General features: G+C 48.5%; 9 protein-coding genes. 5 read left to right on the forward strand and 4 right to left on the reverse strand.

The annotated features are described in order from the left end of the window. Nucleotides 1–6: 6 nt before the first annotated feature. Genes dptH through dptF form a run of 3 tightly spaced genes read right to left on the reverse strand, consistent with a single transcriptional unit; the run spans nt 7 to nt 7,983 of the window. Nucleotides 7–5,055, reverse strand: coding sequence for a DNA phosphorothioation-dependent restriction protein DptH (dptH, locus tag VHA_RS09375; protein WP_005503799.1), 5,049 nt, complete (start codon nt 5,053–5,055; stop codon nt 7–9). Continuing rightward, on the reverse strand, nt 5,036–6,385 hold the full coding sequence (gene dptG, locus VHA_RS09380; protein ID WP_005503800.1) for a DNA phosphorothioation-dependent restriction protein DptG: 1,350 nt from the start codon (nt 6,383–6,385) through the stop codon (nt 5,036–5,038). Before dptG ends, dptH begins: the two co-directional genes overlap by 20 nt. Then, complete coding sequence (dptF, locus tag VHA_RS09385; protein WP_005503801.1) at nt 6,385–7,983, reverse strand: DNA phosphorothioation-dependent restriction protein DptF; 1,599 nt, start codon at nt 7,981–7,983, stop codon at nt 6,385–6,387. Before dptF ends, dptG begins: the two co-directional genes overlap by 1 nt. Before the next feature lie 591 nt (nt 7,984–8,574). Here dptF and VHA_RS09390 point away from each other — a divergent pair. The 5 genes from VHA_RS09390 to VHA_RS09410 all read left to right on the forward strand — a co-directional run bounded on the left by VHA_RS09390 (nt 8,575) and on the right by VHA_RS09410 (nt 14,704). Next, on the forward strand, nt 8,575–9,549 hold the full coding sequence (locus VHA_RS09390; protein ID WP_005503802.1) for an autoinducer 2 ABC transporter substrate-binding protein: 975 nt from the start codon (nt 8,575–8,577) through the stop codon (nt 9,547–9,549). Between the two features lie 62 nt (nt 9,550–9,611). Then, the gene (locus VHA_RS09395) at nt 9,612–11,105 is read left to right on the forward strand and encodes a sugar ABC transporter ATP-binding protein (protein WP_005503803.1); all 1,494 of its coding nucleotides are present in this window, start codon (nt 9,612–9,614) and stop codon (nt 11,103–11,105) included. Further along, nucleotides 11,098–12,096 carry an ABC transporter permease gene (locus VHA_RS09400; RefSeq protein WP_005503804.1) on the forward strand — a complete coding sequence of 333 codons (999 nt, stop codon included), beginning with the start codon at nt 11,098–11,100 and terminating at the stop codon, nt 12,094–12,096. The genes VHA_RS09395 and VHA_RS09400 overlap by 8 nt, the downstream gene beginning before the upstream one ends. Nucleotides 12,097–12,098: 2 nt before the next feature. Further along, nucleotides 12,099–13,058 (forward strand): ABC transporter permease, encoded by a 960-nt coding sequence (locus VHA_RS09405; protein ID WP_005503806.1) that lies wholly within the window; start codon nt 12,099–12,101, stop codon nt 13,056–13,058. Nucleotides 13,059–13,069: 11 nt separating this feature from the next. Next, nucleotides 13,070–14,704: an FGGY-family carbohydrate kinase gene (locus VHA_RS09410; RefSeq protein ID WP_005503808.1), complete on the forward strand. Its 1,635-nt coding sequence runs from the start codon at nt 13,070–13,072 to the stop codon at nt 14,702–14,704. Nucleotides 14,705–14,778: 74 nt separating this feature from the next. On the opposite strand, the gene VHA_RS09415 is transcribed toward VHA_RS09410, so the two are convergent. Further along, complete coding sequence (locus tag VHA_RS09415; RefSeq protein ID WP_005503810.1) at nt 14,779–15,696, reverse strand: LysR substrate-binding domain-containing protein; 918 nt, start codon at nt 15,694–15,696, stop codon at nt 14,779–14,781. Nucleotides 15,697–15,774: the final 78 nt, after the last annotated feature.

Genomic DNA, 15,774 nt, shown 5'->3' on the forward strand with positions numbered 1-15,774 from the left:
CTCGGTTCAAGCTTCAGAGCGGTTCAGGCGGGATGACATGGAAGACACCTTCACTTTCTTCACACTCATCTTCAGCTGCCCTTTATCCAAATGGTAACCAACTGATAAACACTGTCCTTTGGATAGGTCCCCGAGTTGCTTTTCCCACTCAGCTTGCTTTGTTCCTGGCATGCTCAGTTCAAGAATTTTCGCGTAAGTCTTTGTCTCTGTTTTCGCTGGTGCAAAAAACAGCTTGTGAGACGCTTGGAACAAGCGGTCTTGCTCATCTTTGCGCAACATACTTAGCGTTTGAGTCGCCAGAATCAGAGATACTCCAAACTTGCGCCCTTCCGTCAACATTTTACCTAGCGGGCTCTCAAGCCGATGATCAAGGTTCTGTACTTCATCTAATACGATAGGAAGCGGGTTTTCCTTGCTACCATAACTACATGCGTAGGAATACAGATCCCAAAGCAAAAACTCGGTACAGAGCATTGAAATATCGTGGTTAAGCGACGCAAGCTGCATGATTGTTGAGTTGTGTGCTTCGCTCTCGAACACCTCTTTCCAGCTTTTATTGCTGTCAGATGAAAACAAGTTGGACTTAACGAGAGGGGCAAGTTTACTGGCTAACGCGGGTCCTGCGGTTTCCTCTTCGTTTAAATCATCCAGCATGTTCTGCAAGCTGTAAGCACTGCCATACCGCTGAACACCAAATTCAATCACTTCATTAAGTACCGCAATCTGGCGCTCGCCAATAGTCGAATATACCTTGTTAAAAACAGAGGCAACCCTTCCAGCAACCATGTGAGGCTTCTCTTCAATGAAAATCCCACCGAAATCTTGCTTCTGAGCTCTGAATGGCGACATGCCGAATGGCTCATTACAAAGGATGTTGGACTTAGGGTTCAATCTTTCAATGAACTCCTGCTCAAGGTGATTCGGCAAGAAGCCGTTTGTATAATCAATCACTAGCGATCGAATATGAGCATCAGCCAAGCTCATCAACAAACCTTGGATACAGTAGGTCTTACCCTGCCCTGAGCTACCAAAAATGATTAGGTGGCGGTTTGCTAGATCTTTATGCCCATACTCCCAGAAAACTTTTTCGCCAGTAAGTGTATTCTGGCCAATCTCCACTCGGCATTCGCTCGCATAATCTGGGGTTGGCTCTGCAGCTAACTTTGACGGAACCTCAGTTTGGAGGTTCGGTTTTAAATTCTCTGGTTTATCGACCATAACGTCTAATGGGACGAGCGACTCTCCTTTTTTCAAAGCTGTCTGCCCCACCAACATATACTCCGCTGGCACATGGCAGATCTGCGCGATGTCCTTTTCGTTCATTAGCACTTGAAGCGGGTGTTGCACCAGTGAAGGCAGCAAAGACATCGGAAGGTCAACCTTCAATACGCCATCTTGCATGTTGTATCCAGGCTCGAAGCAGCTTCCGCTTTCAAGGTGGCTAACCACTAGACCTACCGGGTAGTTCTCAAGCTCTGCGATTGTGTAGTTGCCACGCAGCCACTCTTCTTTCTCTGCCAGCAGGGCTTCAAAGTAGTCATTGCTGAATACGTTGTAGAGACGGTATTTGTCGATTTGCATCAACACCTGGCGGATAAATAAGCCTCGGTATAGCTTCGACGCCAGTGTCTCGTCGCTCAAAAGCTCTGTTAGATAGCGGCGAAGCTCATTCGCTTGCTGTACGGCTTTTTTGTAGTCTGGCGTGGAGCCAGCTTTCACTTCGACAGGAAGCAGATAAAGGTTGCCCTCTTTAAAGCCCACCAGCAGTACATCATCTGAAATCGCGCCTTTTTTGTATCCTTGCACGTTGCGTGAGAAGTCACTGTCGGTCATTTTCAGGCCGATGTTGCCTGATACACGGATCATCTCACCGACGGATAGCGGCACCCAGGTGATATCAGATTTATGCACTAGACAGGTCGCAAACTTATAGGCACCGATAATGCCAGTGCGCTCTTTACGAATGGTGTCGTTGCAGGTCATCATCTTCAGCAGCCAATCACCGTTGAAGGCATTGAACTCGTTGATTTGACCACCGCCACTTTGCGCTACCACTCTTTCGAACAATCCGCGCTGTGCGGTTACCGTAATGGCATCGTAACTGGCAGAGCTGGTGTACTGATCGGAGTAATGGATAAGCACAACATCTTGATTGGCGTGGAAGAAGTCCAGCGTCACTTTAGGGTCGATGATGGTGGTCCAAATCGAGCTGTCATAAGAGCGCTCTAGCAGCGATTTAAAGTCTTCACTGACCGCAAGCGCAGGAGCATTGGCGCCCGTGTATTGTGTGCTTGGCTTTAATGCTGGCTCCATTAACGAACCAACATACTTCGCCATTTCCAAGTGCGGTTGGTTACTGTATTGAACATTTTGCAAACCAAATGCGGTGAAGTATGAGCCTTCATCACTCTTGGAAGCGTCGCCCGTTAACAGACCATCACACGCAATGCCGCTCGGCATGTCGTCAACGCTCAAGGTCGTTAACTTCACGTTGTCGTTGTTTCTGAAAAATGACAGGTGCGAGTAAGCTTGCCCTTCGCGTTCGCTGTGGGCATTGGTGAACTTGCTGTAAGTCAGGCGGGTACGAAGAATGTCGATAATGGTGTCGGCGTTTTCACGTACTTTTCCGCGGTCCAGCTCCAGCCAAGACTTTAGCTCTTCGTAGTTCGACGTTTCTGCAAACTGATCAAATGCGTTGAAAACCAGCGCATCATCGTACAAGTTGACATGGATTGACGCGGCTTTATCCAGGTTGTCTTTTACATAATCGACCAAACCGAGGAATAGCTCCTCTGCACGATCTTGATTGACGGCATTCACCAGCACACTCTTCTCTGAGCCAGTAAACAAGTGGCGAAACGCCTTCTGGAACTCGTTGATCTTCTCTTTAACCAGCTTGCGAACGAACTTCAGACAACTTTTCTGATGCGGAACACTTTTAACCCAGAATCCGTTTTCGGTCACTTGCTGGTTGTAGGCAAATTCATGCTTGGGGTGATAAACATACGGCAGCAAGCCGCTTGGTCCCAAACGATTGAATGTAACCGTTGGCAAGTCAGCAAAGCTGTCATCTTTTTGCATTTCATCGCAAAGGTTTAAGTAGTACGCCAGCAACAGCGGGTGGAAAGGCGAGTAGTATTCTTCACCATTCTCGCGAACCAAACCGATTTGCATCACCTGCTTTTGCTCTTTGGTGAGCATGCCGCCAGTTGGGATCGCATTGAAATAATCAAGGAATGCATCCACGGTCGCTTTCACGAGTGCGGTAAATTGAGGCCCCCACGACACCAGCGAAATCGTTGTTCTTCGGCTAGCTAGATAGTCAAACAGTGCTTGGTATGCAGAGTGGAGATTGTAATCAATAGACCTTAACTGTTCCAACGCCATGCTGTTAGATTCAGCCAGGTAGACTTGCTTTTGCTGAACGAAACGTTCTTCCCAACGAAGTAAGCTAATGCGCGGCTCCATAACGCGAAATTCGCTATTATCAATCGCGACAACGTCTTTACTCGGGTAAAGCTCGCCAAACACATCATCATCAAACAACTTGTGGAAGCGCGATTGGTTAAGCAGCAGCGGGAAGGACAGGTTGCTTTCTACCGTTTCACCCTCTATGCGAAATGCCAGTGCGTTATCACCTGATTTCACCACAAAACCGATATCTTCTGACTCGTTAGCCAAAGCTTCAAAATCGACAACACCAAATTCTGCGCGGTCAACCACTTCACCGACATCATCCAGGCTTCGGTTTGCAGTTAGCGCGGGGTTGATAACCAGGCTGTTGTCTTCTGTTTGCAGAGTAAGACGTTTTTTCGAAGGCTCAACGACGAAAATGTTTTTGAATGCTTCGAGGTCAAACTCGCCTTTCCTGACAACCAAGCAACGGAAGTTATGATTTTCCGAGGTATTGTCACGTTTCAATGCCAGCGTGAAAAACAAAGGCTCATTCGCGTAACTGGCCGCTAGGGTGGCATTCGCCCCTTTACTGGTTAGGCGCGTACTGATGATCTCTTGTTTGCCTAGTGCATTCGCTGGCGAGACTTTAAACTGTTCTTTGCTTAAATCGCTGGTGCCAGAAAAGCTCAGTTTAAGTTCAAACTCACTTTGTCCTTCCTCAAGGGCAATGATCAGGTGACGGTCACGCAATCCCGCTTTGGTTTCTTTTGGGTAGCGGCCGATTACCTCTGCATTGTTAAGCTCTTCTTCACTTTCGTGCTTAAGGTTCTGAATTTTGTTCTTTTTTATCTCTTCTCGATAAGTTTCAAACTCCACATCTTTCCAACCATCATCAGAAAAATGTTCTTTTATAAACTTACTGCTGAAGCCTTTCAGTCTTTCTTCGAGTTGCTGACCAAAGTGCTCGACTTCAAACGACAACTCTTGGTAAAGCGCGCGGTTTTCTTCCAGCCGTTGTTTGATCTGTTTTTTATTACCCGATAACTCCGCGACAAAAGGATCATCGAACATTCCCAGTTCGCTAAAACAAAGCTCGCCATCTTCGACCGCTTTGTACAGCGATTCGAAGCCAAACATGGTCGCGCCATCTTCTAGGATCGCGTCAAACTGGTCATCCAGCAGGCAGAGCGACACATCTCGGGATTTGTCAGTTTGTTCAATAAAACCGCTAAGTGCGACTTTGATGTTCTCTGGGCTCCAAACTTGCCCAGGCTGACCTAAGTCTTCCGCTGAGTTGATAAGGGTATCAAGGCGACTGTTGTGAATGACCACCAGCGCACAGCCCTTCAGAGCACCTTCTTGGCTTGCGATTTCATCACGCAGGTGAGAAATGTAGTTCTCGGTAAACCCGGTTTCTCCGTCTTCTTCGCCATGAAGCACAGGAACCACTTTGCAGCCTTCAACACTTAGATAGCTCAACGCCACCTTGTTACCAACGACAATCTCACCGTCTTTACGATCGATTAACGCATCAAACAAGCGCTGACTGTTATCATGATCAGGAGAGTTAAACTGATAGCGATAGCCTGCGCGTATGTTTCCTTTCGCATGCAGTAAAAACTGCTCAACCAGAAACGATTCAAATTGTTTTGCGCACATACACTGCATCTCCACTATCACTCATGCGTTCAACGTTACCAATTCGCTCATAGAACTTGATAAGCTCTTGTTCTGTCTGCTTATCAACAAATATTCCCCTATCCTGAAAGCCGAGAATTAGCTCATGGAAGCGAAGTTTTTCCTCTTTGCCTACCACCAGGTTTGTCAGCAAAATAATGTGGTCCTGTGTAAGGACAAGCACTCGGCCTGAACGACCGCGAGCCTGCACAAAGTCAGCGGCCATGTTCTTCTCAACCTCAGTCATGTACTTTTTGATAATGGCTGGTCGGTCTGTTTTCGGGTCCCGGAACTGCTCTTCTGCTAGCTTTAGCGCGTATTCCAACCAATCAATGGCCGTTACTGCATCGCCAGGGATCTCGGTATCCAGTTTGCGATTAGCTCGGAACATGAGCGCGTAGTTTTTAATTTGCTCAGCCAGATCGCTTCTTTGCGAGTTTTCAATATTTTTCGCCAGCTGCCATAACGGCTTCTTCATTTCGTCCGGATTGGGCTGGAGGTTTTCCAGCATAGAAAGGACGGGAAACAGCTTGAAAGAAGACTCACTAAAGAGCTTGTAGCCGTGTTTTTTCACGTGAATTCGCTCACCGCTGGCGCGTTCATGATCCATGATGAAATAGAGCGGTTTTGCTTTGGGGGCTTCACCGGTTTTCCAATCAGATAGCGATAGACTTAGCTGGGCGGTATAAGCAAACCCGTAAAATGCCAAGAATTGTTCAAACTCATCCAGCAGGTATTTGGGGTATGTGGTTAAAAATTCGAGATCACGTTTAAATGCCTCGGCCATGTATGGCAAATACGGCGCTTCCGAAGCACGAAGTGATTTGTCAGTATCTGGCTTGGTTTTGGAACGCAGGGTTTCTAACAGCTCTTGTTCGATGAAGTTCAAGTTGGCATCAAACTGCTCAATTTGTCGACCATTTAACAGGTTGATAAAGAGAGATGCCACACGTAGATCGCCAGCTTTACACTCACTTTTCTGGCTCTTAAATAACAGAAACTCAGGGCTTACAGAGAAAATCGCGTTATTGGTGAAGTACATATCTTCCAGTACTTCCCAAAAATCTTCTTCGCCCAGTTTGCTTTGTAAGTTGGCTTTACAATCCGCCGCGAAATCTAGGTAGGTATACTTTTCGATTTTTTTACGAAGTAAGCCGCGAAGCACCAACCCCACAACAGAAGACCAATCAAAGTCGTTGCCTTTGGTTCGAATGGGAATGTAACTGTTCAGTGTATTCTTGTTCTGGAACTTATCAGTGGCAGTTTGTGGCAAACCAGCCTTTATCGGTAATGTAAAATTATCGGTCGTCATTAGCGCATACCACTCACTTCAAAATAGTCACTTTCTTCTTTCACGATTTTGTAGCGCTTATCACCCTTCAGGATAAACAAGGTCTCTTTTTGCTTAGCGACGGTCAGCATCTGCTCCAGTGCTTCATCAAGTAAGAGAACAGCATTTTTGTCATGCTTGTTGGGGCGGTACCCCTGACCAATTTTCACGAGTAGCTCTAGCAGCCTGACACTAATCGGCATTGGCTTAAGCGATTTATCATCGACTTTCAAATACGCATTGAAGGTGCCTATTTTTTCGAGTGCGCTGTTTTGTATTGCTGAAAAATCTGGCTTAACTTCAAGAGACACCGCCGTTTTGTAGCCATTAAGCTCAGAGACTAAATACTCATCTTTATCGAGTGTTGGGGCATGACGGTTGCAATAGCGGTGAAGCGCTGCGATCAGGGTTTCCTTATAGAAACTGCCAAGCTCTTTACGCATCTTTCCAGAACCATCGAAATCACGATGTAGCATCCAAACAGATGCATAGGTTTCTACCAGATTGTTTGTAAACTCGTTTTGGATAGGCGTTACAAACTCATTGCTGAGCTCATCGTCGCCACTGAGCACGTAGAAAAGGCGTAGAAATGATGTGGCTTCGGTGACCTCAAAAATTCCCAGCGAGTTGATCTTGACTTTAAACGCCGCAAAATCTTCATGTTCAATACCTAAGCTGTGCTGAAGCACAAACTCATCGACTGTGCGCGTATGCAAGTTGCTTGGGTCAAAGCTCTGGATGCGGGATAACAGCTCGTTATCGCTGCCAGCAAACAAGTTATCAAACAAATAACCATCCGCGGCCAGCAATTGGAATATGAAATCCAGCAACGCTCGCGCGGTTAAAAACTGATCTTTGATCAAACGAGCTTTCAACAGTAAACCGATGAGGTTTTTCTGCACTGCTGGGCGGCTCAACAAGGCAAAGTTTGCCGTCAGCCTCGTGTGACCTTGAGACTTTAGCGCTCTGTCATAAAGCGCATAAAACGGGTTTTCTAGGGTCTGTGCTGTCAACCTTTTAAGAAACTTTTCTGTAAAATCAGATGCACAGCCCTCTGAATCAAACCTGAATTTTGGATAGTCTTCAAAATCCAAGAATATGTACTGCTCAGGGATCGCCGAGCGATGACGAGATAGAAAGTCTTTAACCACTTTTTTGATGTCACTATGCGCTTCAGAGCCTTCTTCAGCATAGTTACCCAGCATCCCCACATTGATACCAACAACGAGTGGCTTTGCACTTTGCTTGAATTCGGTAAAACGCTGGTCAAGAGCCTGAACCGCCGTTTGGCTTGGGTCAAAACTGTGCGTCGCATCCAGATGAAAATCATGCGTTGCTTTATGCTTTTGGCTGTACTGCGTCAAGATCTCAGACTTACCATCACCACTACTTCCACAAAGGAATATGATTTGATTGGGTTTGGCTGATAACAGCGCTTTTTTAAAATCCGCCTCTATATCTGTATTGATATAGATGTAACGTTTGTATTCAGTAAGATGATCTTGATTTTGCTCTCTCTCTGTACTGACCGCATAGGGTGAGGATTTAGAGAGAATGCTGAGGGCTTGTTTGAAGTCCAAAATTCCATACCCGAGATAATTAGCTTCATTTCTGAATGATATCTCAAACTTCTTAAAAACAGCAGTATGACGCTCTTATCAACAAACATTTAGTGAGACAACACTCAAATAAATGTGCCTAAGTTTTCAATCGACCCGCAGTTGCTTAAAGCCCCAAAAACCTCGTCATTTAATTACACCCCCACGCGCTTCATGCTGGATTCAGGACAAACTCGTGATGACGTTTACCACCAGAGCACAAAGCGCAAACGTCGAATCTTCGCCAAAATCGTGATCAACCTAAAACATCTATCAACAAATAGCTCATTAAGGATGCTTAACCTTGTAAGGAAGACAATTCGCACACTTAAAATGTCAAATAAATGATCCACATGTAAACAATTGGTGCCTTTAAAGACTTCTTTTTGACCTTAAAACTACGCTTACATTCCATGATCACAAATAATTAACACAAATGATCATGTCTGGTTTCATCAATGTGCCGCTATCACAGTTTAACAACTGATGGGCAATTAATGGTTGAAATGCATCTTAAGATAATTTTGTCGACTCACCTTACCCCTACTCATAATGAATAAAGGATTGATGAAGATGAAAAAGGTCTTATTAGGAACGGCGGCTTTAACGTTCGCCCTTGCTGCTGTAGGCGCTCAAGCGAAAGACTATGAAATCGTAAACGTGGTGAAAGTGTCTGGTATACCTTGGTTCAATCAAATGGATAAGGGTATTGAACAGGCAGCAAAAGATTTCGGCGTGAATGCCCGCCAACTGGGTCCTTCAACACCAGACCCGGCACAGCAGGTAAAAATTATTGAAGATCTGATCGCCAAAGGCGTGGATGCGATCACGGTTGTCCCTAACGATGTGACGGTGCTTGAGCCTGTGTTTAAAAAAGCACGTGAGAAAGGCATCGTTGTGTTAACCCATGAATCTCCAGATGGGCATGGCGCAGATTGGGATATCGAAACCATTGATAACCAAGCCTATGCGAAAGCAACCATGGATGAACTGGCCAAGAACATGGATAAGAAAGGGGGTTACGTGGTTTACGTTGGCTCACTGACGGTGCCTCTTCACAACAACTGGGCAAACCTTGCTATTGATTACCAGAAACAAACCTACCCAGAGATGTATGAAGTAACAAGCCGTATGCCAGTTGCTGAAAGTATCGATCAGTCTTATGCGGCAACGAACGATTTGATGAAAGCGCACCCGGATATGGCCGGTATTGTCTCTTATGGTTCGCTGGGCGGTATTGGTGCCGGGGAAGCCATCAAGAAAAAACGTGCGAAAGATAAAATCAGCGTGGTCGGCATCATGATGCCAAGCCAGGCAGCACCTTACCTTGCCCGTGGTGAAATAGACAAAGGCTTCTTGTGGAACCCGGCCGATGCAGGATACGCGCTGGTCGCTGTTGCCAAACAAATGCTGGATGGCAAAGACATCTCTGAAGGCGTCAACGTCCAAGGCCTTGGCGAAGCAGAAATCGATACACAGAATCGTGTGATCAAATTCAACAAGATTCTGGAAGTCGATAAAACCAACGCCCGTCAGCTGGGTTTCTAAAACCGGCGCTTTGTGTTCGAAATTGGGCGGCGCAATGCCGCCCTGTCATTGTGGAATTTGTCATGCCTGGTACTCCTTTTATAACCCTCAAACAGGTGTCGAAGCACTTCGGCTCCGTTAAGGCGTTGGATGATATCAACCTCACTTTCAATCAGGGTGAAGTGCATTGCCTCGCCGGTAAAAATGGTTGTGGAAAAAGCACCTTGTTTAAAGTCATTTCCGGCGTTCACGCACCGGAAAAAGGGGCTGAAATCATACTGGATGGTAAACGCTATTCCCGCCTCTCGCCGCAACAGTCCATAGAGCACGGCATTCAGGTTATCTATCAGGATCTCTCATTGTTTCCAAACCTGACCGTCGCGGAAAACATTGCCATTCAGGATCATGTGGAATGGCACAAAGGGCTGGTCCAGCAGAAGCGCATTCGGGATATTGCGATTCAAGCCATGGCAAAAGTAGGGGTAACGCTGCCCCTTGATAAACGCGTGGAACAGCTTTCTATCGCTGAATGCCAGCTTGTGGCTATCTGCCGGGCGATGGCCTCAGACGCGAAACTGATGATCATGGATGAGCCTACCGCGTCATTAACCCGCACCGAAGTGAATCACCTGATTCAGGTGGTGGCAGATTTAAAAGCCAAAGGCGTTACCGTCGTTTTCGTCAGCCATAAGCTTGATGAGGTGATGGAAATCTCTGACCGGATCACCGTGATTCGCGATGGCCGCACAATCGGCACCTATCAGGCAAAGGATGTCGACAGCGACGAGCTGGCCTTCCTGATGACCGGCCAGCGCTTCAGTTTCACCCCTCTTGCCAGTTACCACCAGCAGGGCAACGTAAAGCTGGCAGTCGAAAAGCTGTCTAAACACGGGGAGTTTGAGGATATCTCCTTTCAGGTCAGGGCAGGTGAAATCGTCTCTATCACGGGTTTACTTGGTGCAGGGCGCACTGAACTTTGTATGGCGCTGTTTGGGATGACCCAGCCTGACAGCGGCGTGATACGTATTAATGGTGAGCCGGTATCCTTCCATTCTAACCGGGATGCGATTGCCAAAGGTATTGGGTATGTCTCTGAAGACCGGATGTCGACGGGCCTTGTGATGGATCAGACCATTCAGGACAACATCACGGCATCGGTAATGAACCGGTTAAAAAAACCGTCAGGGTTTCTTGATCACCTTAAAGCCAACAAACTGGTCGATCGGCTGATTTCCTCCCTGTCAATCAAAGTGGCAGACCCCAAATTACCGGTAACCAGTTTGTCTGGCGGTAATGCCCAGCGCATCTCAATTGCAAAATGGATTGCCGTAGAACCGGAAATCCTGATCCTGGATTCACCGACCGTTGGCGTCGATGTCGCCAACAAAGAGGCGATTTACACCATTGCCAAAGATCTCGCGGCAAAAGGGATGGCAATCATTCTGGTCAGCGATGAGATCCCTGAAGTGTTTTATAACAGCCACCGCGTGCTTGTGATGAAAGAAGGACGTATCACCCATGACTTCCAACCCGCTCACTCAACCGAGCAAGCGATCATGGAGGCAGTCAATGCTTAACCGGTTTCGTTGCTCTCTGTCTTCCTTTACCAAGCGCCATGAGTTCTACCTCTCATTGATCATTGTGCTGATCGTGAGTGTGCTCGCGGTTATCTCAGAAGATTTCCTGACCCTTGGCAACATTTTCGATATGTCAGTCAGCTCCGCACTGCTTGGCATTATGGCCTGCGGCCTGTTTGTGGTGCTGATTTCCGGGGGCATTGATATCTCCTTCCCAGCCACGGCAGCTATCGCACAATATGTCGCGGCGACCTATATCCTGGCGGAGGGCGGTAACTTTATCGTCGCATTTGCTATCGCCACTGTCGTGGGCGTGTTGCTCGGTATGGTGAACGCCACGCTGGTGTACAAACTCAAAGTGCCGGCAATCATCATTACCATTTCCACCCTGAACGTTTTCTTTGGGCTGCTGATTTACTTCAGCAATGGTGAATGGCTGTACGGCTTCCCCGACTGGTTTATGGACGGTATTGAACTGTTTACTTTCACCGGCAGCGACGGGTACGACTACGGGCTGTCACTCCCCATCCTGACCCTGATCGCCATGATTGCCCTCACGGCATTCCTGATGTCCAAAACCCGCCTTGGCCGCCAGATTTATGCGGTGGGCGGCAATGCGGATGCAGCGAGCCGTATCGGTATCAACCTTTTCGGCATCAACCTGTTTGTGTATGGCTACATGGGGGCCCTTGCCGGCATTGCCTCTGTGGTGCAAACCCAAATCACCCAATCAGTCGCGCCCAACTCGCTGATGGGTTTCGAGCTCACAGTGCTCGCCGCTGTGGTGCTGGGCGGCACCAGCATGACAGGCGGAAAAGGCACCCTGTTTGGTGTCGTGCTCGGTGTCATCTTGCTGGCGGTGGTCAAAAACGGTCTGACACTGCTTGGCGTACCGTCTTACTGGCACACCGTCGTGACCGGCTTAATCATTGTCTGCAGCATCAGCATGACAGCGATTAACGAGAAAAAACAAGCGCTAAGGGGAGCATAAGGATGGGAGACGTACTGAACAGTTTAAAACTGCCCACAGACAGGAATATCCGTTACCTGTTGGTGATTCTGGTTGGCATCCTTGCGGTGATGGCATTCACAAGCGGACAGGCTTTCTTCTCGGTAGACAACATGCAGTCGATGTCGTCACAGATGCCGCTGCTGGGTTTGCTGGCTCTCGCCATGGCAGTTTGCATGCTGACCGGGGGGATAAACCTTTCCATCATTGCAACCACCAACGCCTGTGGGCTGGTGATGGCAAGTATCATCACACAGGCCCCTGATTCTACGGCCATGCTGATGCTGGCGCTGCTGGGAGGGCTGGTTACCGCCGCCATCGTTGGGGGGCTGAACGGTGCATTGATTGCCTACGTCGGTGTCTCACCGATACTGGCAACATTGGGCACCATGACCCTCATCAACGGTTTGAACGTGTTGATCTCCGGCGGCAGTGTGATTTCCGGCTTCCCCGGTGCGCTGCTGGCGCTGGGTAATGGCTCGGTATTGGGCATTCCCATGCCGCTGGTTCTTTTTGCCGGCTTTGCCGTCGGCCTGTGGGCACTGTTGGAACACACCCAATTGGGCAGGACCATTTACCTGATGGGATCGAATGAAAAAGCAACCCGCTTTTCCGGTATCAACACCCAAAAAGCCACCCTGTACGTTTACATCATCTCGTCAGTGCTTTGCTGGGTGGCCGCCATTGTGATGATGGCAAAATTCAACTCGGCCAAGGCAGGCTACGGTGAATCTTACCTCCTTATTGCCATTCTTGCTTCCGTGCTCGGCGGGATCAATCCAGACGGTGGCTTTGGACGCATTATCGGTATTGCCCTGGCGCTTATCGTATTACAGACACTGGAAAGTGGTCTTAATTTGCTGGGAGTGAGCAGCTATCTCACTATGGCGCTGTGGGGCGGCATCTTGATCTTATTTATCTTCTTACAAAAGAATAAGGCTTAACGGAGTGGCATATGAGTATTTATTTTATCGGCGTTGATGTGGGCAGCGGCAGTGCACGGGCCGGCGTCTTTAACGCAGAAGGTCGCAAAGTCGGCGAAGCCAAACGCGACACCCTGATGTTCAAACCCCAGGCCAACTTCGTCGAGCAATCTTCAGACAACATCTGGCAAAGTGTCTGTCTTGCGGTCAAAGACGCCGTGTCACAGGCCAATATCGACCCTATTCAGGTGAAAGGTATCGGTTTTGACGCCACCTGTTCACTGGTTGTGCTGGATAAAAGCGGCCAGCCATTAACCGTCAGCCCCACAGGGCGCAGCGAACAGAATATAGTGATGTGGATGGATCACCGTGCCACCGCGCAGGCAGACAGGATCAACAAAACCCGGCACCCTGTTCTGGCTTACGTTGGCAACCGTATCTCCCCCGAGATGCAAACACCCAAGCTGCTCTGGCTGAAACAAAACATGCCCAATACCTGGGCCAAGGCTGGCTATTTTTTCGATCTGCCAGATTTCCTTACCTGGAAAGCCACCTTTGATGCCAGCCGCTCTTTGTGCTCTACAGTATGTAAGTGGACGTATCTCGGTCATGAAAACAAATGGGACAAAGGTTTCTTCGAACTGATTGGCCTTGAAGAGCTGCTGGAAAACAACGCCAAAACCATTGGTGACCGGATACTGCCGATGGGCCAGCCGGTAGGAAACGGCCTGACGGTTCACGCAGCCAATGATCTGGGACTGACACCTGGCACGGCTGTCGGCACATCAATCATTGATGCTCACGCCGGTGGTATCGGCGTACTCGGTGCATCCGGTCTGACCGGCGAGAAAGCCGATTTCAATAAGCGTCTGGCCCTGATCGGCGGAACGTCATCCTGCCACATGGCTGCCTCCAAAACGGCACGCTTCATTGATGGCGTCTGGGGCGCGTATTACAGCGCCATGATCCCGGGTTACTGGCTCAATGAAGGTGGCCAGTCAGCGACAGGGGCGCTCATTGACCATATTATTACCTCCCACCCACTGTATGAAGGCGTAAAAGAGCTGGCAGATAAGCAGGGAAAAACCGTTTACCAGTTGCTAAACGACCATCTTCTGGCACTGGCAGGAAGCAAGGAAGACATCGCTTTTCTCACTAAAGATATCCATGTGTTGCCTTACTTCCATGGCAACCGTTCGCCGCGGGCAAATGCGTATTTAACCGGCACCATTACTGGGCTGAAAATGACCAAAACGCTGGATGATATGGCGCTGCAATACCTGGCAACAATCCAGGGAATCGCCCTTGGTACCCGCCATATTATCGAAGTGATGAATGAATCCGGGTATGAAATTGACACCATCATGGCATGCGGTGGGGGAACGAAAAACAGCGTCTTCCTGCAAGAGCACTCCAACGCCACAGGTTGTATGATCCTCCTGCCGGAAGAAAGCGAAGCGGTATTGCTGGGTTCAGCAATGCTGGGGTCAGTCGCAGCCGGTTTCTACAGTGATATCCCGGATGCCATGGATGCCATGAGCCGGATCAGCAAGAGCGTGATGCCACAAACAGAGAAAATTAAAAAATTCTACGATGCCAAGTACAGGGTATTCCATAAAATGTATGAGGACGACGCAGAATACAAACGGCTGATGAAGGCCTTCTAAAACGTTAAAACCCAAGGAAGCCCTTGGGTTTTGTTTTTATAGGTGCTGGGAATACGCGGCCTGCCCCCTGATTTTCAACAGGCTTGGGAACACGCATTTTGCTTCAGCCAGCCCACGAACTTTTCGTTGCTGTCACTCTGGGTACTGCTGATAAGGTAATACCCAGCATTGGCTTTGATTGGCGAGAACGGCGAAACCAGCCTTCCGGTTTCCAGTTCATTGTCGATAAGCGCCATACGGGCCATGGCAATGCCGACACCTGCTTCAGCAGCAGACATCGCCATGTCGGTACGGTTGAAAAAATGGCCGCGCTCAATCGGCAGTGAAAGTTGCATTTCCTTTGCCCAATTTCGCCATTCCAAGTCCTTCCCGGCCTTTTCCCATGGCATGGCATCGTGCAGCAGGGTGACAGCCTGCCAGTGCGCCGTATTCCCGGCGTCATTTTGCAACCAGGGGTGACGTTCCAGATACCTGGGACTCATTACCGGCAGCAGGTATTCATCCAGCAAGAGTTCGGCGTTCGGGTGTTTGAAAGGGTGCGGTCGATAGTCGATAGCAAGGTCAAAATCCCGCGTATCCGCATTCACCAATGCGCTTTCGGCAAAAATCTGCACCTGAATATCCGGGTAAACCTGATGGAAGCTTTCGAGCTTTGGCACCAGCCATTTGAACGCAAATGAAGGCGTGAGCTTAAGGCGGATTTCCTGTTTCTTTCCGCTTCCTTTCTGCAAACTGGCGATTTCTGCATCAATCTCTGCTAAATGGAAACTCACATTCTGGTGAAGCTGTCTTCCCTTTTCAGTCAGGCGAATACCCCGTGAATGGCGCTCAAGCAAAGTAAAACCTAATTGTTGCTCCAGTTGTAGCAGCTGCTGACTCACCGCCCCTGTCGTAAGGTGCAGGACCTTAGCCGCATGGGTGAGAGTGTTGTGCTTGCCAACTTCTGCGAAGGTATACAGTGCGCCAAGGTGCTGGCCTTTGAGTATTTGCATATTTGCCTTTAGAAATTCTACATACAGCGATTAATTTATATCGATTGTTAGCATTATGTAAACACCGCAAACTCACGC

The sequence above is a fragment of the Grimontia hollisae CIP 101886 genome (assembly GCF_000176515.1).
In the GTDB taxonomy this organism is placed as follows: domain Bacteria; phylum Pseudomonadota; class Gammaproteobacteria; order Enterobacterales; family Vibrionaceae; genus Enterovibrio; species Enterovibrio hollisae.